General features: G+C 60.6%; 18 protein-coding genes and 1 pseudogene. 16 read left to right on the top strand and 3 right to left on the bottom strand.

What is annotated here, in order from left to right; translation table 11 throughout:
• Window positions 1–201 precede the first annotated feature (201 nt).
• The 5 genes from BJP06_RS07640 (at window position 202) to BJP06_RS07620 (ending at window position 5,453) form a co-directional block, all read left to right on the top strand.
• A complete protein-coding gene (locus BJP06_RS07640; RefSeq protein ID WP_070479523.1) occupies window positions 202–1,944 on the top strand; it encodes a long-chain fatty-acid--CoA ligase in 1,743 nt (580 codons plus the stop codon).
• A 62-nt stretch (window positions 1,945–2,006) separates the two neighbouring features.
• Window positions 2,007–3,125 carry a GTP 3',8-cyclase MoaA gene (gene moaA / locus BJP06_RS07635; RefSeq protein WP_083433233.1) on the top strand — a complete coding sequence of 373 codons (1,119 nt, stop codon included), beginning with the start codon at window positions 2,007–2,009 and terminating at the stop codon, window positions 3,123–3,125.
• A 6-nt stretch (window positions 3,126–3,131) separates the two neighbouring features.
• Complete coding sequence (locus BJP06_RS07630) at window positions 3,132–4,364, top strand: molybdopterin molybdotransferase MoeA (RefSeq protein WP_071573402.1); 1,233 nt, start codon at window positions 3,132–3,134, stop codon at window positions 4,362–4,364.
• 17 nt (window positions 4,365–4,381) lie between these two features.
• Window positions 4,382–4,861, top strand: a complete 480-nt coding sequence (gene moaC / locus BJP06_RS07625) for a cyclic pyranopterin monophosphate synthase MoaC (RefSeq protein WP_071573401.1) — start codon at window positions 4,382–4,384, stop codon at window positions 4,859–4,861.
• A gap of 10 nt (window positions 4,862–4,871) precedes the next feature.
• Window positions 4,872–5,453 carry a molybdenum cofactor guanylyltransferase gene (locus BJP06_RS07620; protein WP_255365814.1) on the top strand — a complete coding sequence of 194 codons (582 nt, stop codon included), beginning with the start codon at window positions 4,872–4,874 and terminating at the stop codon, window positions 5,451–5,453.
• A gap of 7 nt (window positions 5,454–5,460) precedes the next feature.
• Here BJP06_RS07620 and BJP06_RS07615 read toward each other — a convergent pair whose 3' ends face one another.
• Window positions 5,461–5,949: a molybdopterin-binding protein gene (locus tag BJP06_RS07615; protein WP_071573397.1), complete on the bottom strand. Its 489-nt coding sequence runs from the start codon at window positions 5,947–5,949 to the stop codon at window positions 5,461–5,463.
• Between the two features lie 215 nt (window positions 5,950–6,164).
• On the opposite strand from BJP06_RS07615, the gene BJP06_RS07610 reads away from it, so the two are divergent.
• The 7 genes and pseudogenes from BJP06_RS07610 to BJP06_RS07580 all read left to right on the top strand — a co-directional run bounded on the left by BJP06_RS07610 (window position 6,165) and on the right by BJP06_RS07580 (window position 17,304).
• Window positions 6,165–7,454, top strand: a complete 1,290-nt coding sequence (locus tag BJP06_RS07610; protein ID WP_071573395.1) for an MFS transporter — start codon at window positions 6,165–6,167, stop codon at window positions 7,452–7,454.
• A gap of 56 nt (window positions 7,455–7,510) precedes the next feature.
• On the top strand, window positions 7,511–11,245 hold the full coding sequence (locus BJP06_RS07605; RefSeq protein ID WP_071573393.1) for a nitrate reductase subunit alpha: 3,735 nt from the start codon (window positions 7,511–7,513) through the stop codon (window positions 11,243–11,245).
• Window positions 11,245–12,825 (top strand): annotated as a pseudogene (gene narH, locus BJP06_RS07600) (nitrate reductase subunit beta); the annotation flags it as partial. The gene BJP06_RS07605 and the pseudogene narH, both read left to right, overlap by 1 nt.
• A 143-nt stretch (window positions 12,826–12,968) precedes the next feature.
• Window positions 12,969–13,664 (top strand): nitrate reductase molybdenum cofactor assembly chaperone, encoded by a 696-nt coding sequence (narJ, locus tag BJP06_RS07595; RefSeq protein WP_071573392.1) that lies wholly within the window; start codon window positions 12,969–12,971, stop codon window positions 13,662–13,664.
• A 15-nt stretch (window positions 13,665–13,679) separates the two neighbouring features.
• The gene (narI, locus tag BJP06_RS07590) at window positions 13,680–14,438 is read left to right on the top strand and encodes a respiratory nitrate reductase subunit gamma (RefSeq protein WP_070362631.1); all 759 of its coding nucleotides are present in this window, start codon (window positions 13,680–13,682) and stop codon (window positions 14,436–14,438) included.
• 120 nt (window positions 14,439–14,558) lie between these two features.
• On the top strand, window positions 14,559–15,344 hold the full coding sequence (modA, locus tag BJP06_RS07585; RefSeq protein WP_071573391.1) for a molybdate ABC transporter substrate-binding protein: 786 nt from the start codon (window positions 14,559–14,561) through the stop codon (window positions 15,342–15,344).
• Window positions 15,345–15,366: 22 nt separating this feature from the next.
• Window positions 15,367–17,304 (top strand): ATP-binding cassette domain-containing protein, encoded by a 1,938-nt coding sequence (locus tag BJP06_RS07580; RefSeq protein ID WP_071573390.1) that lies wholly within the window; start codon window positions 15,367–15,369, stop codon window positions 17,302–17,304.
• Here the strand turns inward: BJP06_RS07580 and BJP06_RS07575 are convergent.
• Window positions 17,301–17,555 (bottom strand): MoaD/ThiS family protein, encoded by a 255-nt coding sequence (locus BJP06_RS07575; protein ID WP_070363540.1) that lies wholly within the window; start codon window positions 17,553–17,555, stop codon window positions 17,301–17,303. The two genes, BJP06_RS07580 and BJP06_RS07575, sit on opposite strands and share 4 nt — an antisense overlap.
• Before the next feature lie 45 nt (window positions 17,556–17,600).
• On the opposite strand from BJP06_RS07575, the gene BJP06_RS07570 reads away from it, so the two are divergent.
• Genes BJP06_RS07570 through BJP06_RS07555 form a run of 4 tightly spaced genes read left to right on the top strand, consistent with a single transcriptional unit; the run spans window position 17,601 to window position 20,758 of the window.
• Window positions 17,601–18,770 (top strand): molybdopterin molybdotransferase MoeA, encoded by a 1,170-nt coding sequence (locus tag BJP06_RS07570; RefSeq protein WP_070362634.1) that lies wholly within the window; start codon window positions 17,601–17,603, stop codon window positions 18,768–18,770.
• A 9-nt stretch (window positions 18,771–18,779) separates the two neighbouring features.
• The gene (locus BJP06_RS07565; protein WP_070479507.1) at window positions 18,780–19,262 is read left to right on the top strand and encodes a MogA/MoaB family molybdenum cofactor biosynthesis protein; all 483 of its coding nucleotides are present in this window, start codon (window positions 18,780–18,782) and stop codon (window positions 19,260–19,262) included.
• Window positions 19,252–19,743, top strand: a complete 492-nt coding sequence (locus tag BJP06_RS07560; protein WP_070479506.1) for a molybdenum cofactor biosynthesis protein MoaE — start codon at window positions 19,252–19,254, stop codon at window positions 19,741–19,743. Before BJP06_RS07565 ends, BJP06_RS07560 begins: the two co-directional genes overlap by 11 nt.
• On the top strand, window positions 19,730–20,758 hold the full coding sequence (locus tag BJP06_RS07555) for a ThiF family adenylyltransferase (RefSeq protein WP_071573389.1): 1,029 nt from the start codon (window positions 19,730–19,732) through the stop codon (window positions 20,756–20,758). The genes BJP06_RS07560 and BJP06_RS07555 overlap by 14 nt, the downstream gene beginning before the upstream one ends.
• Before the next feature lie 13 nt (window positions 20,759–20,771).
• On the opposite strand, the gene thrB is transcribed toward BJP06_RS07555, so the two are convergent.
• Window positions 20,772–21,701: a homoserine kinase gene (gene thrB, locus BJP06_RS07550; protein WP_070362638.1), complete on the bottom strand. Its 930-nt coding sequence runs from the start codon at window positions 21,699–21,701 to the stop codon at window positions 20,772–20,774.
• Window positions 21,702–21,730 lie beyond the last annotated feature (29 nt).

Raw genomic sequence — 21,730 nt, 5'->3', positions numbered from 1 at the left:
AGTAACTGAATTGCCTGCGCGCTCCCCCATGGTCAGTGAAAACCATGTAATAAAACTACGCCACTGCACGTAGATTGCAAAAAGGGGAAGCGGATCGATGAGGTTGGCTGCGCAGCAAAGTTCGTGCGATGCGCATGATCCGCCTCGTATTGTATCGCATGATTGAATTGCGCGTGCTTCATTCGCGCTAAAGTGGTGCCCATGCTTTCAACGATGCAGGAAGTGCCGTTTTCCGTCGGTCGCATTTTGGAGTATGGGCGCACCGCTCACGCCTCGACGAAGTGTACGACGTGGGGGCCCACGGGCGCCGAAGAGTGCACGTTTGCGGACATTGGCGCGCGGGCCAGCGCTTTTGCCAACGCTGCGGAAAACTTGCTGGGCATTGACGGGGACCAGCGCGTGGCTACGTTCATGTTTAACTGCTCCGAGCATATTGAGGTGATGTTTGGTACCGCCGCGAAAGGCGCCGTCTTCACCCCACTGAATATTCAGTTGATGCCGGATCAGATTGCCTATGTGGTGAACCATTCAGAGGCGAAGGTCATTGTGGCTGATCCGCGGCTAGCTGAAAAGCTTGGCCGAGTGATGGAGATGTGCCCGCTGGTTGAGCACATTGTCTTTATTGGCGCTCTGCTCAGCGACGACGTCCTTGGGTTGTCGTTCGGAGCTGCCAAGGTGCATAGCTACGAGCAGCTTCTCGACGGCCAAGCAACACGGTACTCGTGGCCGGAACTGCCAGAAAACACTGCAGCCGCACTGGTGTATTCGACAGCAACGACTGGCGCGCCAAAAGGCGTGGCGTATTCGCACCGCTCTCTTTGGCTCGAGGCGATGACGCTTCGCTCAACGGATTCACTAGCGATTACGCACGGCGAGTCTTTCCTGTGCTGCATCCCCATCTATCACGTGTTGAGCTGGGGCGTACCGTTCGCAGCGTACGTCACCGGCGCACCGATGGTACTACCAGGTGCCGACGTTTCCGCACCGACGCTTGCAACGATTATTGCCTCGACGCACCCACGCGTAGCGCACGGCGTACCGACGCTGTGGATCCAGCTAATGGTGCACTATCTGCATACGCCGCCTGAGCGCATGAGTTTGCAGGAGATCTTCGTCGGAGGCTCTCCTGCCCCGCCTGCACTGATCAAGGTGTGGGAGGAACGCTACGGTGTCGACGTCGTCCACGTGTGGGGCATGACGGAAACGTCTACTGTCGGCACGGTGGCACGCCCGCCATCAGGCGCTTCAGGCGAAGCTCGCCAGGCGTATCGCGTGTCCCAGGGACGGTTTGTGCCATGGCTGGAATACCGCGTGGTCAACGATGGAGAGGTGATGGCATCAACAGACCTTTCACAAGGCGAGATGCAGGTACGAGGAAATTTGGTTGCCAACGGCTACTACCACTCGCCAACCCAAGAAAAGGGCGAGTTGGCCTCGACGTTCCGCGGCAAAGAGATCAATGACGCCCGCCACCACTTCACTGAAGACGGCTGGCTGCGCACTGGTGACGTCGGAACAGTCACCGCCGATGGCTACATGACGTTGTACGACCGTGCACGCGACGTTATCCGATCTGGCGGCGAATGGATCTATTCCGCACAGGTGGAAAACCTCATCATGGAAGCCGAAGATGTCATCGAGTGCGCTGTGATTGGCTTCCCCGACCGCCAGTGGGGCGAGCGCCCACTGGCTATTACCGTGCTTTTGGACGATATCCCGCGCACCGCGGAAACAGCGGAGCGGCTGCGAAAGAATCTCGCCGATGTGTTACCAACATGGATGGCACCTGAGTATTGGACGTTCGTCGACGTGATCGACAAGACTTCGGTGGGCAAGTTTGACAAGAAGGACCTAAGGAAACACCTCGCCAAGGGCGACTATGAGATTATCGCGCTACCTGGCCCCGGTAACCGCGGAAGGAAGGCACAAACACCCGAGCAATAAATACGGGTTTTTCACTGCTAATTCTTGACCTGGCGTAATTCGTACTTATTATTGACAGCACTATGCCCATTCACCTTCCTCTTGCATCGCCGTTAGCGTCCCGCGCAGCTTCCGACGGTCCGCTCGCACCAAACGCCAGCTTGGACCCAGGTGAGCAGCCCGCCCCGCGCACGCTCGACGATCGTTTTGGGCGTACGGCACGAGACCTCCGGGTCAGCCTTACCGACCGCTGCAACCTGCGTTGCACGTACTGCATGCCTGCAGAGGGCCTTGAATGGATGCCAACTGAAGAGGCACTCACCGACGAGGAGACTATCCGGCTGATCCGCCTGGCTGTGGAGCACCTCGGCATCCGCCAGGTGCGTTTCACAGGGGGCGAGCCACTGCTGCGGCGCTCGTTGGAACGCATCATCAGTGAGACGAAGACCATGCGCACCGACGAGGGCGTCGCACCCTCAACTGCGGTCACCACGAATGCCCTGGGCCTTGCGCGCCGGGCGCAGGGGCTTGCCGACGCCGGCCTCGACAGAGTGAATGTTTCGCTCGATACCACGGATCGGGAGCTTTACGCACAGCTCACCCGCAGAGACCGCATCGACGACGTGTTTGCGGGCATCGACGCCGCAGTGGAAGCAGGCCTTCAGCCGGTGAAGGTCAACGCGGTAGTGATGCCGGGCATCAACGAAGACGGTGTCACAGACCTCGTACGCTTTGCGCTGGAACGCGGGCTGCAGCTGCGTTTTATCGAACAAATGCCGCTGGGCCCACGCGAGCAGTGGAAGCGCACCGACATGGTGACGGCGCATGACTTGGTTGAGCGTCTCCGCCACGATTTCACGCTTGCACCTGCCGTCGAGCCACGGGGTTCTGCACCCGCTGCCCTATGGGATGTCACAGACGGTACTCGCAGCGGCAAGCTTGGGATTATCGCGTCTGTGACACACCCTTTCTGTGGCGCCTGCGACCGAACCCGCCTCACGACTGACGGCTCCATCCGGTCCTGCCTGTTCTCGAAAGCGGCCGACGAGGTCTCGCTCCGCGACGTCATGCGTGGGGGCGCCTCCGACGCGGAGCTCGCGGACCTCTGGTCGAAAGCCATGTGGCTGAAGAAGCCAGGTCACGGCATTGATGACGAGGGCTTCCTGCAGCCGGAGCGCCTCATGAGCGAAATCGGTGGTTAAGAACTAATGAACACTCTTCCTTCTGTCAACGAACATTTGGCCCGTGTCCTGGCTGCGGCGCGGCCCCGCGTTAAGCGCGATGTCCCATTAGGTGACTGCGTAGGCCAGGTACTCGCAGCCGACGTCGTGGCACGGTTCCCAGTGCCACCTTTTTCAAACTCGGCGGTCGACGGCTTCGTAGCCCACGAGTCGGATCTATTCGGTGACGGGCCGTGGGTACTGCCTGTAGCTGGTGAGATCCCGGCCGGACATGACGCAATCGATTGCCCAGCTGGCCATGCAGTCCGAATCATGACTGGCGCACCGATGCCGCAACAGGACAGTCTTCATGTCGTCCCAGTCGAGCAGACGAATATCCCCCGAGGCCCTTATCCTCTCCCTAACGAGGTCCAGATCACTTCTGTTGACCTTGGCCGTTCCCACATCCGACACGCTGGTGAGAATGTCGGCGTCGGTGAAGTCGTTGCGCGAGAGGGAACACGGATTGATGCTGGCACACTCGCCGCACTTGTCGCCACTGGTGTCCGCACTGTGGACGTTTTCGAACGCCCGACCGCCGCAGTCGTCTCTACTGGCGACGAGCTCGTTGCCTGGCCCGGCGACATTCGCGGCGCGCAAATTCCCGATTCAAACCTGCCAATGGTGGCGACGCTTCTGCGCGAAAGCGGCTACGCCAAGGTATTCACGATGCACGCTGATGACGATACGCAATCGACCGAGGTCTTACTCCAGCAGGCCGCGCAGCAGGCAGACATCGTGGTCACTACCGGCGGAGTCAGCGCTGGAGCGTACGACGTAGTCCGCACTATCACAGCCTCCTCACCAGATATGTGGTTCGGCCATGTCGCCCAGCGCCCGGGAAGTCCTCAGGGCGTTGGACGTTGGTCTGACGCTGCATTTATTTGCCTGCCCGGAAATCCAGTTGCGGCGTTCGTCTCGTGCGCGCTGTACGCGATCCCGTTACTGCGTGCGAGTGCAGGAAACCACACGCGTTGCAGCATGGACGAGCGAACAATGGTGGAAGCGGACGTCGATACGCACTTCCCCGCCCCGCGTGCTGATCGTCATGTATTCGTACCTGTGCGCCTGCACACCGAACACGGTGCTGTCCGCGCTGAAGCCTTTGCCGGCGGACATGGCGGCTCCGGATTCGTTGCTTCCCTACCTGCAGTGGACGGAATCGCGGTCCTTGCCCCTGGAACCGACGCCCCCACTCGCATCCCAGTGATGCTGTTTTAAAGAAAGAAAGACTCAACATGAAATTTACCCATCTCAATGCTGCTGGCCAGGCCTACATGGTTGACGTTACGGAGAAGCAGCCAACCGTTCGGAATGCAACCGCGCAAGGTGAAGTCGCTTGCTCGCCTGAGGTGATGAAGGCACTGCGTGAAGGCACCGTGCCGAAAGGCGACGTGTTAGCCGTTGCACGCGTCGCAGGCATTTCGGCTGCGAAGCGCGTGCCGGACTTGCTGCCACTCGCCCACACGATTGGCGTACACGGTTGCGCGGTAGACGTGGAGTTGCGCGAAGACCACGTTTTCATCGAGGCCACCGTTCGCACGGCGGACCGCACCGGTGTCGAGATGGAGGCGCTGACCGCTGTCAGCGTTGCGGCACTTGCCATCGTGGACATGGTCAAGGGTGTCGACCGTTCGGCTTATGTGCACCGGATGGGGATCGTGGCAAAGTCTGGTGGCCGCTCTGGCGACTGGTCGCGCGAGCTTCCCGAGACATAGCGTGCGAGGCGTGCGAAGCGTGCAACACAAGTGGGAGGGTGTTGGCGTCATTGTGCTCGCTGGGGGACGCTCGACACGAATGGGCGCCGATAAAGCCCAGGTGAAAGTGAATGGCACCCGCCTCGTTGATGCGGTGTGCGCCCGCATTCCTGATGATGTGCCGCGCATCGTCGTCAGTCCGAAACCGCTGGGAATGCCTACGGTGAGTGAGGATCCGCCGTTCGGGGGTCCCGTCGCAGGGATTGCTGCAGGGCTCTCGCGTATCGACGCCCCCTTCGTCGCTATCGTCTCCGTCGACGCACCACGATCCCCTGAACTGATCCCGGTACTCTCTCGAGCCGCTCGCGACGGTGCGGACGTTGCGGTCGTTGAAGCTGCGGATGGGTATCTGCAACCGTTATGTGCGGTGTGGAACCGGGCCTCCTTAGTAGCTGCACTCGACGCTGCGGGCTCACGCGACATTCCCGCGAAGCGCCTCTTCGACGCGGTTGAGCACGTAGTACGAGTCCAGGGCACTGGCGCTGAGCGCGACTACGATACGCGGTTGGAACTCGACGAGCTTGGGGACGTCGAGTTTCCCGCTACCGAGTAGCGTCTGGTTAGCGAACCCACTCTGTCAGACTCGGCCACAGCGCAAGGATGACACCGAGGGTGTCTCGCACGCCACCGTGCGAACTCGGGGCGTTGACGATGAGGCTTGCACCAGGCTCCCGGGAAGTGAGACCAATGAGGCCTCGGCAAAGTCCGGCGCGCGGTGAATGCTCCAGCCCGTCGATCAGTACTTGGGTTTCGATGCCGTGGAGCCGTGTGGAGATGAACTCTTCGCTTACTTCCGGGGTGAGGTTTCGGGGCCCCAGTCCGGTACCACCACAGGTGAGGATGAGCGAGTTCCCGCCTTCCACCGCTTGTGCCATTGCATTGCGGAGCGCTTCGTCGCCTTCTGGAATAATCACGGGTTGTGCGACCTGAAATCCAGCTTCAGTGAGCAACCGACTAGCTTCGGGGGACGCTTTGTCTTTTCGCTCACCCCCAAAAACCCGGTCAGAAACGACGATAACTACCGCTGTAGGGGCCGTAGTTGATTCCATGAAGTGTTCCTTCCCTGCACAAACACCAGCATCTGTACAAATCACCGAATTACGACACACATATGTTGCGTAATAATACACGGCTTTTCTCGTGGATAAGTTGATAGTAGCAGTTCACTGCCACTATCCTTAATAGTAGTTTCGGGTATTTCTAACATTTTTATCCACCCGGACCACATAGACCTTTATCGTATTTTTGAAGAGGATTTCACCCCATGTCCAAGCTCGACACCTCCCAACGGGTACTCACCGGTTGGGACACTGAAGATCCAGAAAAGTGGGACGCCGGAATCGCATGGCGCACACTTTGGATCACCACAATTTCGATGTTCTTCGGGTTCGTCACCTGGTACATCGTTGCGGCGGTCGCGCCGCGCCTCAATGAGATCGGGTTCGACCTCACTGCTGCACAGCTTTACTGGCTGACTGCAGTCCCAGGACTGGCGGCTGGTATCTTCCGCCTGATTTGGATGTTCTTGCCACCAGTTCTTGGTACCCGAAAGCTCATTACGCTTTCGACAGCACTCTTCCTCATCCCACTGGTCGGCTGGTATTTTGCGGTCCAGAGTCCTGAGACTTCATTCGCGACGCTCATGATCCTGTCCTTTATGACAGGTATCGGCAGCGGTATCTTCTCAGGCTTTATGCCGTCGACGGGGTACTTCTTCCCGAAGGCAAAGTCCGGTACGGCGCTCGGCCTCCAGGCAGGCCTGGGCAACCTCGGCATGTCGTTCGTACTGTTGCTGGCGCCTTGGCTCATCGGCATCACGATGATCGGCACGATCGAGGCTTCGGATGGTTCAGGTACCGCGATCAACGTGCATAACGTTCCGGCCTTCTTCGTCCCTTGGGTCATCATCATGGTCATCGTGTCCTGGCTGATGCTGAAGGACGTTCCGGTGAAGGCAAACTTCCGCCAGCAGATCGATATTTTCGGAAACAAGAACACTTGGATCCTCACCATCATTTACGTGATGACGTTCGGCGCCGTCTCCGGATTCGGCGCTCAGCTCGCGCTCTTGATGAAGAACTCCTTCGGCGACAACGCGACGAAGCTGCTCGGTTGGGCATTCATGTACGCCCTGCTCGGGGCCCTGGTTCGCGCACTGTGGGGCCCACTGTGCGACAAGTACGGCGGCGCAATCTGGACGTTCGTCGCTGGTGTTGGCATGACGGTCACCACTGCAATTGCCGCAATTTTCCTTGCCCGTGGTGGTGACGCCGCGGCACCGTTCTTTTACACCATGCTGGCCATGTCTGTCTTCGCTGGCATCGGCAACGCTGGCACATTCAAGCAGATGCCAATGATTCTGCCAAAGCGTCAGGCAGGCGGCGTCATCGGCTTCACCGGCGCAATCGCCGCGTTCGGCCCGTTCATCGTCGGTGTTCTGCTCACGCTGATGAGCGCTCCAACGTTCTTCTGGGGCTGCGTTGTGTACTTCATCTTCGCAACAGCACTCGCGTGGATTTACTACGCCCGCCCGAACGCTCCGTTCCCGGGATAGCTTCTTCCCTCTTCACGACCCCGTTTTCTCACTTTCATTCAAGGAGATTGTGAACCATGACTGATGCGACACAGTCCAACCCGCTGTTCAAACTCGGTGGGTTCGTTCGCAAAGGCGACGTCACGCCTTCCGGCCAGCAGATTTTCCTCGAGGGCGGCCGCCAAGCTGACGTGTTTTACCGCAACCGTTGGTCTTTCGACAAGATGGTGCGCTCCACGCACGGTGTGAACTGCACAGGTTCCTGTTCCTGGAAGGTCTACGTCAAAGATGGCGTCATCACCTGGGAGTCCCAGGCTGTCGACTACCCCACCACTGGTCCTGACTTCCCAGAGTACGAACCTCGCGGATGCCCGCGTGGCGCTTCATTTTCCTGGTACACCTACTCACCGACGCGTATCCGCTACCCGTATGTGCGCAGCGCGCTACTGGAGATGTACCGCCACGAAAAGAAGCAGCACGACGGCGATCCAGTACTTGCCTGGCGTGCGATCCAGGAAGACCCGGTCAAGCGCCGCGCATACGTCGGCGCCCGTGGCAAGGGCGGTTTGGTGCGCGTGGCCTACGAAGAGGCTGTCGAGATCGCGGCAGCAGCGCACGTGTACACCATCAAGCAGTGGGGCCCAGACCGCATCGCTGGCTTCACAGTGATTCCTGCGATGAGCCAGGTCTCCTACTCTGCCGGTACCCGTTTCTTGGGTCTGATCGGCGGCGCGATGCTGTCCTTCTACGACTGGTATGCGGACCTCCCGCCTGCCTCCCCGCAGACGTTCGGCGACCAGACTGACGTGCCAGAGTCCGGCGACTGGTTCAACTCTTCCTACCTGATGATGTGGGGCTCCAACATCCCGGTGACCCGTACTCCGGACTCCCACTTCATGACTGAGGTGCGCTACAGGGGCACCAAGATCGTTGTGGTTTCTCCGGACTACAACGATGCAGCGAAGTTCGCCGACGAATGGATGCGCATGTCGCCGGGCACTGATGGCGCCCTCGCCTTCGCGATGGGCCACGTCATTTTGAGCAAGTTCCACGTTGCGCAGCAGCCGCAGTACTTCATGGACTACATGCTCAAGTACACGGATGCACCGTTCCTGGTGGAGCTTGATCAGCTCGAGGACGGCACCTTCACTCCAGGCAAGTTCCTCACCGCAGACAAGCTTGATGACGCCGCCCTGGCCAACAGCGATAACGCCCAGTACCGCCTGCTCAACATTGAAGCAGACGGCACTGTTGTCGATCCAGGTGGCACCATCGCGGACCACTACAAGACCGAACCTGGCAAGTGGAACTTGCGTCATGACAACGCCAACCCGGTGATGTCCATGGCCGACACAAACTCCTTCGGCACCGCCGAAGTATGCTTCCCACGCTTCGACATGGATGCTTCGCGTGAGGCATTGAACTCGGATGGTCCTATCGGCGCTGGCGTATACCGTCGCGGTGTCCCAGTCCGTAAGATTGCTGGCCGCACCGTCACCACCGTGTACGACATCATGCTTGCGCACTACGGCGTGAACCGCCCGACGCTGCAGCTGCCAGGCTCCTGGCCGGCTGACTTTAACGACGCCTCCGAGGTCGGCACCCCTGCTTGGGCCGAGGAGTTATCCAATGTTCCAGTTGCGCAGATCGAACGCATCGCCACCGAGTTTGCGCAGAACGCACTGGACTCGAAGGGCCGCTCCCAAATCATCATGGGCGCAGGCGTGAACCACTACGTCCACGCGGATTCCATCTATCGCACCTTCCTCGCACTGACTTCTATGTGTGGCACCCAGGGTGTCAACGGTGGTGGTTGGGCGCACTACGTGGGCCAAGAGAAGCTGCGTCCGCAGTCGGGCTGGAGTCAGTACGCGTTCGCAAATGACTGGAACCGTCCACCGCGTCACATGATCACCACCGGGTTCTACTACCTGACTACCTCCCAGTGGCGCTACGACAACTCGAAGGCCTCCAGGATGGCCTCGCCTCTGGCGCGTAAGGGTGCGTCGGAAGATAAGTTCTTGTCGGAGACGCTGGTCGAGGCCATGAAGCGTGGTTGGATGCCGTCGTACCCGCAGTTCAACCGCAACCCACTGCTGCTCGCTGAGCAAGCCAAGGAGGCGGGCATGGATGTGAAGGACTACATCGTCGACCAGCTCGAGTCGGGTCAGATGGAGTTCGCTGCTGAGGATCCGGATGCCCCGGAGAACTGGCCTCGCATCCTGCTGAACTGGCGCACGAACCTGATGGGATCGTCGGCGAAGGGCACCGAGTACTTCCTGCGCCACATGTTGGGCGTTGATTCGGATGTCTCCGCGGAGGAGCTGGCCGAGGGTGAGCGCCCGAAGTCGATTCGTTGGCGCGACGAGGCACCGATGGGCAAGCTCGACCTGATGATGACTACGGACTTCCGTAATACCTCCACCACCCTGGTGTCTGACATCGTCTTCCCTGCGGCTACCTGGTACGAGAAGAACGACTTGTCTACGACGGATATGCACCCGTTCATCCATACGTTTAACGCTGCGATCAACCCGCCGTGGGAAGCCCGCAGCGACTGGGAGATCTTCCGCGACATGTCCGACGCTGTTTCCCGCATGGCCGGCAAGTGGCTGGGTGTGCAGACGGACGTCGTCACTGCGCCTATCTCTCACGACGCTCCGGATGAGATCAACCCGAACATGGCAAACGGCGTGGTGCCCGATGTCAAGGAAGTCGGCATGGTTCCGGGCCAAACGATGGCAAAGTTGGTTCCAGTTGAGCGTGATTACACCAAGATCTTCGAGAAGTGGATGTCTTTCGGCCCACTGACCGAGAAGGCTGGCACGAATGTACACGGCACGCCGTTTAACGTCGAAAAGCAGGTTGGTGAACTCTTCGGCATGAACGGCGTCGCTGAAACTGCCTCTGCGGGTGACCGGCCTGCACTGAACTCCGCCGTGAAGGCAGCACAGGCGATCCTTCACCTTTCGGGTGTGTCCAACGGTGAGGTTGCGCGCAACGGCTTCGAGAATCTGGGCAAGATGCTCGGCTCGGACACAAGCGAGTTCTGGGAAGGCACCGAGGACGCCCAGATCGTCTGGGACAAGGTCAAGGAACGCCCGCAAGAAGTCATTACCTCTCCTGAGTGGTCCGGCGACAAGCGTGATGGACGCCGCTACACCGCGTTCTCCCTGAACCTGGCGATGGATAAGCCTTGGAACACGCTCTCCGGTCGTATGCACTACTTCATCGACCACGACTGGTTCATCGACTACGGCGAGCAGCTTCCTGTGTTCAAGCCACCGCTTGACCGCATGCGTCTCAACGGCGAGACTCGCCCAGGCGAGGTCCTCAAGGGTGAGGACGGCAACCCGGAGATCACGGTGCGCTACCTCACCCCACACAACAAGTGGTCGATCCACTCCCAGTACTTCGACAACCTCCACGTCCTCTCCATCTCCCGCGGTGGGCAGGTTGTGTGGATGTCTGACACGGATGCACAGAAGATCGGTGTCAAGGACAATGAGTGGGTTGAGCTCTACAACCGCAACGGCGTTGTCTCGGCGCGTGCTGTGGTCACCCACCGTATTCCGGAGGGGACGGTCATCATGAACCACGCGCAGGAACGCACAGTGGGCACACCGCTGAACGAGCGCTCCGGCCGACGTGGCGGCACGCACAACTCGCTGACCCGCATCACCATTAAGCCACTGCATGTGGCTGGTGGCTACGGTCACTTGACTTACGGATTCAACTACATTGGCCCAACCGGCAACAACCGCGACGAGGTTACCCGCATCCGTCGTCGCTCCCAGGAGGTGCAGTACTAATGCGAGTAATGGCGCAAATTGCCATGGTCATGAACCTGGATAAGTGCATCGGATGCCATACGTGTTCGGTGACCTGTAAGCAGGCATGGACCAACCGTGAAGGCACGGAGTACATCTGGTTCAACAACGTTGAAACCCGTCCCGGCGTGGGCTACCCGCGCTCGTGGGAGGACCAGGACAAGTGGAAGGGCGGCTGGAAGCTTGACGGCAGCGGCAAGCTCAAGCCACGCCAGGGTGGGCGTATCAAGCGTCTGGCCACTATTTTCCACAACCCGAACATGCCGACGATCGAGGACTACTACGAGCCGTGGACCTATGAGTACGAGAAGCTCATTAGCGCCCCGGCTGGGCAGAAGACGCAGCCGACTGCGCGTCCGAAGTCGCAGATCACCGGCAAGCCAATCGACACAATCTCCTGGTCTTCGAACTGGGATGACAACCTTGGTGGCTCGACTGCGACCATGGACGAGGACCGCGTCCTGGAGAAGATGAACCTGGAGGTCAAGAAGGAAATTGAAGAGTCCTTCATGTTCTACCTTCCGCGCATCTGCGAGCACTGCCTGAACCCAACGTGTGTGTCTTCCTGCCCGTCGGGCGCGATGTACAAGCGCACGGAGGACGGCATCGTCCTGGTCGACCAGGACAGCTGCCGTGGCTGGCGCATGTGCGTCTCGGGCTGCCCTTACAAGAAGGTGTACTTCAACCACAAGACAGGCAAGGCCGAAAAGTGTACGTTGTGCTACCCGCGTATTGAGGTTGGCCAGCCGACGGTGTGCTCGGAAACCTGCGTGGGCCGCCTGCGCTACCTTGGTGTGCTGCTCTACGACGCGGACCGTGTTGCCGAAGCGGCGTCGACACCCGATGAGAAGGATCTGTTTGAGGCGCAGAAGTCGCTCTTCCTCGACCCCCGCGACCCTGAGGTCGTCCGGGCTGCGACCGAAGAGGGCATCCCTCACTCTTGGATCGAGGCTGCGCAGAACTCCCCGATCTACGATCTGATCTTCACGTACGGTGTGGCGCTGCCGCTACACCCAGAGTTCCGCACACTGCCGATGGTGTGGTACATCCCGTCGCTATCGCCGATCGTCGATCAGGTGACCAAGACTGGCGCTGACGGCGAAGACCACAAGGTACTGCTCAGCGCGATCTCCAACATGCGTATCCCACTCGAGTACCAGGCTGGCCTGTTCACTGCAGGTGACACCGTCCCAGTCGAGCTTTCGCTGCGTAGGCTCGCCGCGATGCGTTCCTACATGCGCGACATCAACCTAGGCCAGCCGACGAACGAGGCGATTGCGAGCGCAGTCGGTATGACTGGCAAAGACCTGGAAGCGATGTATCGCCTGCTGGCGATCGCCAAGTACGACGACCGCTATGTCATCCCGACCACCTCGCCGGAGACCCCGCGTGGTGTTTCCTCGCTGGATCCGTTTGGTGGCGTCGACCCTGCCAGTGGCGACCTGATGGCCAACCTGGGCATGGGTGCGCCGAGCGCCTGCCACGAAGAGGCCGACAACGCGCAGCCTGGCAAGGTGTCCCTCATGTCGTGGACCGGCGACCGTCCTGACGCGATGTTCCCTACCGCGTTGAAGACTCGCGAGCCGAAGACTGCAAGCGAGAACTACCGCCCTGCTGCTCCGGAAGCATCGACTCCAACGCCGAACCCGGTCGAGGAAGGACCGAGTGCTGACGGCAACGTCGCGCGACGCGAGGGTGAGCAGTAATGAGCACCCGAACCCAAATCGGGGTTGTACCCGAGGAACTAGTGGCACCAGTGGCGTGTGATACGCAGCAGCGTCAGATCGCAGCGATGGCGCTCAGCCTCACGTTGCGGTACCCAGAAGAGGAGTTCTTCTCCACGTTGGAGACCATCGAGGAACAGCTCGGGCTGCTTCCAGGCCCTATTGCTGCGGAAATCGCGGAGTTCATCGGCAGGGCACGTAGCCTCGGACTTCTGCCACTCCAGGAGCACTACGTCGAGACCTTCGACCAGCGGCGTCGCTGCGCGCTGCACCTCTCCTACTACTCGGTTGGTGATACCCGCCAGCGCGGTGCCGCGATCTTGGCGTTTCGTCAACAGTTGGAAGGTCTAGGGATGGAAGAGATCTCGGAGGAGCTGCCGGACCACCTTTGCGTCGTCCTGGAAGCGCTTGCGTTCGCTGACTCCGACTCCCAACAGCACGCGTTAGAGATGATTGCCGCGCACCGAGACGGCCTCGAGGTGCTGCGTCACGCTCTGGTCGGACTGGGTAGCCCGTACGCTCACTTGCTCACGGCTGTGTGCATGTTGCTGCCCAGCATCGACGAGGAAACTATCGCTCGCTACATCAACCTGATTCGCCAGGGCCCTCCTGCGGAGATGGTCGGTATTGAAACTACTCCCCTGCCGTTTCCAACGGCATCTCCCAACCACAGTTAAAGGACTGAACTCACTATGACTGGTATTGAAGAATTCCTGTGGGTGGCCTTTCCCTGGTTGGCCATCGCTGCGTTTGTCATCGGCATTATCTGGCGCTGGCGCTATGACCAGATGGGCTGGACTACCCACTCGTCACAGATTTACGAATCGAAGTTGCTGCGGCTCTCCTCGCCACTGTTCCACTGGGGCATGGTCTTCGTGGTCATTGGCCACCTCATGGGTCTAGCGATTCCGAAGACTTGGACCCGAGGCATGGGTATCAGCGACCATGCCTACCACCTCATCGCAACGATTCCTGGCACGATTGCGGGTATCGCCGTGGTGTTGGGGTTGCTCGGCTTGCTCTACCGTCGTGTGGTCAACCGTTCGGTGTTCTTATCGACGGCCACCTCCGACAAGTTCATGTATGTGTTCTTGACAATCGCGATCTGCTCCGGCTTTATCGCGACTGTCTCGACGCAGGTCTTCGGTGTGCCCGGCGGATACGATTACCGCGAAACGATTTCGCCGTGGCTGCGCCAGCTGCTGATTTTCAACCCGATGCCGGACCTGATGGTGCAGGCTCCGTGGCAGTTTAAGGTCCACGTGCTTGCTGGCTTCACATTGATTGCATGTTGGCCATTCACCCGCCTCGTCCACGCATTTTCTGCACCGGTCGGCTACTCCACCAGGCCGTACGTGGTCTACCGCTCGCGCGGTGAAGAGGTCCAGGGCCGCCGCTCTGAGGCCCAGTGGGAGCCGATCCGCTCGAACGGACGTCAATTGAAGCGTTAGTGCTTCAACCCGCTCGCCAGTGCTGCCCCCGGAGCTCTTCTTCCGGGGGCATTCTTCGTGTCTACCCCTTTTTTAAGATAATTTATATTCATATTCAAACCAGTACTCGAAGGAGTTCTCATGCGCTCTACTCGCCTTGCCACATTGTTCGTGGCTGCCCTGGCCGCGACCGGTCTGACCGCCTGCGCCGGTGGCACCGATTCCGAAAGCGCCGCCTCAAAAGCACCGACCGCTGAGGCACCCAGCGACCTCATCGTGATGGGCGCGGCTTCCACGCGCGTACTCAACGAGGACCTTTCGGAAATGTCGGAGAGCAACCTCGAGTTCGTCAACGCCGGCTCTTCTGACCTGGTGCAGCAACTGAAGGAGGGCGCACCTGGTGACGTGTTGATCACAGCTGACCAGAAGAATATGGACAAAGCTGTCGAGGCGGGCGTCGCAAAGAATCCGAAAGTCGTGGCGACGAACTCGATGGTGCTCGTGGTGCCGAAAGGCAACCCAGCGGGCATCAAGAGCGTCGAGGATGTCCAAAAAGAGGATGTGAACCTGGTTGTGTGTGATGCGCAGGTCCCATGTGGCTCGGTGACCAACGAGCTTGTCGCGGCGAACAATCTCACCATCAACCCTGTATCTCTGGAACACAGCGTCTCCGACACCCTGGGCAAGGTTGTCTCCGGCGAGGCCGACGCTGGCTTCGTGTACCGCACCGACGCTGCTGCAGCTGGTGATGGCGTTGAGGTTCTCAATATCCCTCACGCTAATGAGAAACCGAACTCCCTCGTCGCCGCTGTAACCACCAACACCACCGACGAGGCTGCCGCGCAGAATCTCTTCGAACTGCTTGCAAGCCCAGAAATGGCCGTGGTGTGGGAGAAGTACGGCTTCACCCCTGCTGCGCAACAGTAACCACCGGGTAGAGTCCGTATTCATGCAGCAATCAACGCTTCGCCAGGCCCCACGCCAGACACCAATGTTGGTGTGGGGCCTGGCGCTTCTTGCACTCGCCGCCATTGTGCTGCCGATCCTGGCGCTTGGTGCACGTGTGCCATGGGACCAGCTCGGTGAGATCCTTGCCTCCGCATCGACACAGCAGTTGCTCCGCGTCACGCTGCGCTCCGCTGTCCTGGCGTGCGTCATCACACTCCTGCTGGGCACACCGCTTGCGCTATGGATGCAACACTTGCGACGAGGTGCAGGCCTTGCGCGAGTACTCGTGCTACTTCCGCTAGCGATGCCGCCGGTCGTCGGTGGTTTGGCGCTCAGCGCGTTTCTCGGACGCCGAGGCTTGGCTGCGCCGCTGTTGGACGCGCTGCATATTCAGTTCGCGTTCGCGTTTCCGGGTGTCGTCGCTGCACATGTGTTCATTGCGCTGCCGTTCGTTGTCATCACACTTGACGCGGCGCTGCGGCAACTCGATCCGGAGATTACATACTCGGCCGCAGGCGTGGGGCTGAGCCCCTCGACGATTACTCGTAAGATAATCCTGCCTGCAATCGCGCCCTCACTCGTCTCTGCGGCCGGGCTGGCGTTTGCGCGCTCGCTCGGCGAGTTCGGCACCACGTTGACCTTCGCCGGCTCTATGCCTGGCACAACGCGCACCATGCCGTTGGGCATCTATATTGCCCGCGAAGTAGATCAGGACGTCGCGTATGGGCTATCAGCCATCCTCATCGCACTGGCGGTGCTCACACTTACCGCATCGACGCTACCGACGGTCTTCCTCTCGCGTACGCGCTCCCGTGAAGTCGCTCGCGCCACCCACGAGGTGGACACGGAACGGCTGCGCCTACTGACAAGCCCCGAGGACGGGGGCGTACCCGTCGTCATCGGTGAAACAACGTTCCCTGCGAACGCCACGACGGCGCTCATAGGCTTGAACGGCTCGGGAAAGACCACTCTGGTCGGCAGGATTGCAGGGCGCCTCGGCGGTTTGCGCACCTTGATCGGCGACCGCGTGGTTGATGCGGGCACGTCGTCGAGCAAGCTTGTCCCGGCGCACAAACGCGGAGTTGTGTTGCTTACCCAGAACCCCGGTCTGCCACCTACGTCGACCCCACTGAAGGCTGTCGCGATGGTCACTGGCAGCAAACAGCGCGCACTTGAGCTGCTGACCTCAGCGGGCCTGTGCGACCTTGCCGACGTCCCCGTCCGTGCTCTCTCTGGCGGTCAAGCATCGCAGGTGTCGCTAGTACGAGCGCTCGCCCCGCGCCCCCGCGTGCTAATTCTTGACGAGCCACTCGCTGCGATCGACGTGAACTCTGCGCATCACTGGCGCCAGGTACTGCGGGCTACAGCGCACGACCGCACCACGATCGTGATTACGCACAACCCATTGGACGTGGCCAACCTTGCGGAATACGTTGCGGTAATGGACCGAGGCAACGTCATCAGCCTGCGGCCGACGGCCGAGGAGCTCAAAGTTCCGGCGACGCAGTTTTCTGCACGGCTCGCTGGCGTGAACTGGTTGCCCGCTAGCGTGAACTGGATTCCAGCGCACATGGTGGGTGCCGCGCACCAAGGTTCCGTTGCGTGCGTGGCAACCACAGTCGGTGAGCTCACCGGTGTCGCCTCAGAGCAGTGCGAACAGCATGAGCATGCCGTCGTAGTCTTCGCGCCGCAGGACGTCTCGCTGCACGTCCCAGCCGGAGCAGCGCCGGGAGATTACAACTCGCTGGAGGCCACCGTGGCCACAGTCGATGTCAGTACCTCGGGTGGCCTCACTGTGGAGCTCGACGTCCACGGTGCGGTTGTGGCGCTCCCAGTCCAGCGTCAGGAAGCACTCGATGCGGGCATTGAGCCCGGCGCATCTGTGACGTGCTACGTCAAAACGGATGACATCGCCATCTACCCAAAGCCGACGGATTAGCCCCCAGCGAACGGTGGCAAGACATCAACGCGCTCAGCGGACTCGAGCGAGTCAGTCTGCTGGGCGCGTTTTCCGTCGATCAGGAAGGTGCAGCGCGCCAGGATGTCTGCGAGCGTTTGGCCTGCGTCGGTGGTGCCGTTGTGGCGCGAAGCGGCGTCGGCAAGCAGTTCCTGCAGTGTGGCAAAGTTCCCAACTTCTTCCTGTGCGACGCCTGTGGCCGCGCGTGCGGCGGCAAAGTAGTGAATTTGCATGTCGTCCATGGTAGCGAACTGGTGGTGGCGCGTAGAGTAGGCGCCATGACACGAACTACTGAGGAGCACCTGAATGCGGTGCGCGAGGCCGTCGGCCCTCGGCTTTCGGAGCGCATCAGCGTCGTTGAAGCTGGCAAGCAGCAGCGTGTGCTCGCGGCCGATGTTGTTGCCGTGCGCAAGCAACCGACCTTCGACAACTCGCAAATGGACGGGTACGCGTTGACGCAGGTGAAAGCGCACACAGCGACGATCGGCCCGACGATTGCCGCAGGCGCTGACCCCGACGAACTGTATCCAGAAGGCCTGCAGGGCGTTGTGGCGCCGATCATGACCGGCGCGAAACTTCCTCGTGGCACGGTAGCAGTCGTCCCAGTGGAGCGTTGCACCCCGCCGACGTTCGGGGCGACTGGTGAACCTGTCAAGATCCCTGAGGTCAAGCGTGGTCAGTTCATGCGCCTTGCGGGCAGCGATATCCAGCCCGGGGCTTGCATTGCACATCGCGGTGATGGGGTGACACCGGCGCTTGTTGGCGCCGCGATCAGCCAGGGAATCGAGACCGTTGAGGTCAAGCGCACTGCTCGCATCTTAGTGATCACGGGTGGCGCTGAGGTCTCCCCGAGCGACCAGGCCACAGGCCCCGCGACAATTCCGGACTCGAACGGTCCGATGCTTGAGGCGCTAGCCGCGCGCCATGGCATCGAGGTTGTAGCGCGCCTACTGACCAACGACGATCCTGAGGCACTCGAGCGAGAGGTCGCAGCAGCGGTCGAGGAGTACCAACCGGATGCGATTGTGACCTCAGGCGGGATCAGCCACGGCAAGTTCGAGGTCATCCGTCAGGTGTTTACGGATGGCTGGTACGGACATGTCGCTCAGCAGCCCGGCGGGCCACAAGGCATCTCTGCGTTTCACGGTGTGCCTGTGCTGAGCCTGCCAGGCAACCCGATTTCCACCATCGTGTCATTCGTCCTGTACGTCGCACCAGTGTTGGGACGCGCGCCGGCTCCCGTACGCGTTGCTATAGATACAGAGGGCGTTGGAATCGCCGGCAAGGATCAGTTCCTGCGCGGTGAAATTCGAGAGGGCCTTGTGCATCCGTACCACGGTACAAGCTCGCACCTGCTTACCCAGGGTGCCACCGCGACCTGCCTGATCCGCATTCCCGCCGCGGCTACGGTTCCCGCGGGTACACCAGTCATGGTCTATCCGCTGTAGATTGTGCCTATGAATACCAATCAACGTACTGCACGGGTTATCGTGGCTTCTACGCGAGCAGCCGCAGGTGTCTACGAGGACAAGTCAGGTCCGATCGCGGTCAGGTTCCTGCGGGAAGCGGGGTTCGACACTCCAGACGCCACCATCGTGGCCGATGCCGACCTTTCGGATGCGGTCCAGGAGGCACTCGGCGCTTCCCCGTCGGTACTGCTGACCTCGGGCGGAACCGGCATTACACCGGATGACCAAACGGTTGATATTGTGGAGCCTCTGTTGGACCGGCAGCTGCCAGGTATCGTGCACGCGTTCTGGGCCTATGGCCAGCAGCAAGTCGCGACGGCAGTGCTGTCGCGTGCTGTCGCCGGAGTGGCGGGTCGCACGTTTGTCATGACACTGCCAGGTTCACGCGGCGGGGTGAAGGACGGGTGTGCCGTACTCGCTCCCCTGCTCGACCACATCACTGCACTCATAGAAGGATCACATGAGCACTAGTTCACAACCAGCCTCTACTTCGGACCCACAGTTCGTCGCCGAGCAGGTCAATACCGTCATCGACGCACGCATTACCGAAACGCCGCTTGAGCAGTTCGCTGCGGATGCGGCCACGGCTACAATGACGCGCTCCATGGGTGCGCTCGTCCGCTTTGAGGGCGTTGTCCGCGACCATGACGGCGGGCAGGCAGTGCGTTCGCTGACGTACGAATCGCACCCCAGCGCCCAAGACGAGCTCCGCGCGATTGTCGAAGACATCGCCCAACAACACCCGGTGCGAATCTGGGCCGCCCACCGAGTCGGCTCCGTGCCGATCGGCGAGATGGCGTTCCTGGTCCTCGTGGCCAGTGCGCACCGCGCCGAGGCATTCGCCGCCTGTGAAGAGGTCACCAACAGAGTGAAATCACAGGTCCCAATATGGAAAGAGCAGTCCATGGCGGACGGCGCAACGCAGTGGGTTGGTATCGATGACGCTCGATGAGCGCTACCTACGGCAAACCACACTCATCGGTGAGAGGAAGCAGCAACAACTTTTCGACGCCCACGTCGTTGTTCTTGGCGCCGGAGGCTTGGGGTCTCCGACCCTGCTGTACTTAGCCGGTGCTGGCGTCGGCACGATCACTGTCATCGACGACGACCGGGTGGATCTGTCCAATCTGCACCGGCAGGTCATCCATACCACCGCTGCCATCGGTACCGCAAAGACGGCGTCGGCAAAGGCACAGATGCTGGCGTTGAACCCGGATATCAACGTCCGCACTGTATCCGACCGCCTCACCTGGGATAACGCACTGCAGCTGCTCAGTGACGCTGACATCATCGTCGACGGCACTGACAACTTCCAGACTCGCCACATCGCATCGCACGCGGCCACGCGCTTGGGCGTGCCGCACGTGTGGGGGTCAATCCTCGGGTTTGAAGCACAGCTCACGGTGTTTTGGGCAGGCCACGGGCCAATCTACGAGGACCTCTTCCCCGTTCCACCAGCACCAGGCAGCGTGCCCTCTTGTTCCCAGGCAGGCGTGGTCGGTCCACTTGTAGGCGTTGTCGGGTCCGCGATGGCAATGGAAACCATCAAGCTCATCACCGGACTCGGTTCGCCACTAATTGGCCAGATTGGCTACTTCGACTCACTCACAGGTATGTGGGAGTACATGCCGCTTGTCGCAGACCCAGAGGTCACTGAGCGCGTGCGTACGAGCGCACCTCCACAAGGACCGGCGGAAGTCACCACCATTCCGGAAGGCGCCACGATTCTCGACGTCCGCGAGCCCGAAGAGTTCGCTGACTTCCACCTTGACGGCGCCATCAATGTGCCGCTCGGCACCATTATCGATGGCTACACACCGCCAGAAGCGCAGCCCGGCACCATTGTGGTGTGCGCCCGAGGGGCGCGCTCAGCGCAAGCTGTTGCAGCGCTCGATGCGCGCGGTGTGACCGGCACAGCGAGCCTGCGCGGGGGCGTCGAACAGTTCCGCCCCCTTTCAGGCCTGTAACAGCCAGGACGGATTAAGCGCGGGTCAGCTCGCCGCGTACCGGACCCGCTACCTCGAGCTCGATGACGCGTAGTCCGGCCTCGCGGGCGTCGTCAAGCAACTCCTCGTCAACGTCCGTCGTGGTCAGAACCAGCGCGGTCGGGCCCGCACCAGAGACGAAGGCTGCGTAGCCGCGGTTGCGCAAGCGGTTGACCCACTCAGCGGTCACCGGCAGCACGTCGGCACGGTACGGCTGGTGCAGGCGGTCGCGGGTGCCCTCCCAGAGCAGCTCGGGGTGGGACTGGATGGCAACCGTCATCACCGCGGTACGCGACACGTTGAAACGCGCATCCGTGTGCGTGACGTGGCTCGGCAACACCTGCCGCACCGCGTTGGTCGAGGCGTGGAAGTTCGGCACCAGCGCCACCGCACGAATCGAGGGATCCACGGGGACCCCGACAGCCCGGTAGACCGGATGCGATACACCATCGACAGGAATCTCGGTCCAGGAGACAACCGCCCCGCCGAGCACAGATGCGGCAGCATTATCAGGATGCCCCTCGAACGCCGAGGAAAGCTGCACAACTTCCTCTGTGGAAAGCGGGTTACCAGCTAGTGTGTTTGCCGCTACAACGCCTGCGACAGCCGCAGAGGCCGACGAACCAAGCCCACGAGACTGCGGGATGTTGTTCGTGCACACCACGCGAAGGCCTGGAACAGAAACATCAGCGGCCTTGAGGCCAGAACGAATCGCTTTGACTACGAGGTGGGAGCCGTCGCGCGGCAGGTCCTCGGCGCCTTCGCCGAAGATCTCCACCTCAAGCCCGGACTCGATGACCTCAACCTCGACAGTGTCGTAAATGGAGAGAGCGAGCCCCAACGTATCGAAGCCCGGTCCTAAATTCGCCGACGAACCCGGCACCGTCACAGTCGCCTTCAGGCCTACTTCAATGTCTGTCGCCATGATGTGCTCCTTGTCTGTAGGTATCTCAG

Source organism: Corynebacterium sp. NML120713 (assembly GCF_001875735.1).
GTDB classification, from domain to species: Bacteria; Actinomycetota; Actinomycetes; order Mycobacteriales; family Mycobacteriaceae; genus Corynebacterium; species Corynebacterium pseudogenitalium.
This window is presented reverse-complemented; position numbering and strand designations above follow the sequence as displayed.

Bases quoted from the DNA above. Each gene is read 5' to 3' on its own strand.
- BJP06_RS07640 (WP_070479523.1), top strand. From the start codon at position 202: ATGCTTTCAACGATGCAGGAAGTGCCGTTTTCCGTCGGTCGCATTTTG.
- moaA (WP_083433233.1), top strand. From the start codon at position 2,007: ATGCCCATTCACCTTCCTCTTGCATCGCCGTTAGCGTCCCGCGCAGCT.
- BJP06_RS07630 (WP_071573402.1), top strand. From the start codon at position 3,132: ATGAACACTCTTCCTTCTGTCAACGAACATTTGGCCCGTGTCCTGGCT.
- moaC (WP_071573401.1), top strand. From the start codon at position 4,382: ATGAAATTTACCCATCTCAATGCTGCTGGCCAGGCCTACATGGTTGAC.
- BJP06_RS07615 (WP_071573397.1), bottom strand. From the start codon at position 5,949: ATGGAATCAACTACGGCCCCTACAGCGGTAGTTATCGTCGTTTCTGAC.
- BJP06_RS07610 (WP_071573395.1), top strand. From the start codon at position 6,165: ATGTCCAAGCTCGACACCTCCCAACGGGTACTCACCGGTTGGGACACT.
- BJP06_RS07605 (WP_071573393.1), top strand. From the start codon at position 7,511: ATGACTGATGCGACACAGTCCAACCCGCTGTTCAAACTCGGTGGGTTC.
- narJ (WP_071573392.1), top strand. From the start codon at position 12,969: ATGAGCACCCGAACCCAAATCGGGGTTGTACCCGAGGAACTAGTGGCA.
- narI (WP_070362631.1), top strand. From the start codon at position 13,680: ATGACTGGTATTGAAGAATTCCTGTGGGTGGCCTTTCCCTGGTTGGCC.
- modA (WP_071573391.1), top strand. From the start codon at position 14,559: ATGCGCTCTACTCGCCTTGCCACATTGTTCGTGGCTGCCCTGGCCGCG.
- BJP06_RS07580 (WP_071573390.1), top strand. From the start codon at position 15,367: ATGCAGCAATCAACGCTTCGCCAGGCCCCACGCCAGACACCAATGTTG.
- BJP06_RS07575 (WP_070363540.1), bottom strand. From the start codon at position 17,555: ATGCAAATTCACTACTTTGCCGCCGCACGCGCGGCCACAGGCGTCGCA.
- BJP06_RS07570 (WP_070362634.1), top strand. From the start codon at position 17,601: ATGACACGAACTACTGAGGAGCACCTGAATGCGGTGCGCGAGGCCGTC.
- BJP06_RS07565 (WP_070479507.1), top strand. From the start codon at position 18,780: ATGAATACCAATCAACGTACTGCACGGGTTATCGTGGCTTCTACGCGA.
- BJP06_RS07560 (WP_070479506.1), top strand. From the start codon at position 19,252: ATGAGCACTAGTTCACAACCAGCCTCTACTTCGGACCCACAGTTCGTC.
- BJP06_RS07555 (WP_071573389.1), top strand. From the start codon at position 19,730: ATGACGCTCGATGAGCGCTACCTACGGCAAACCACACTCATCGGTGAG.
- thrB (WP_070362638.1), bottom strand. From the start codon at position 21,701: ATGGCGACAGACATTGAAGTAGGCCTGAAGGCGACTGTGACGGTGCCG.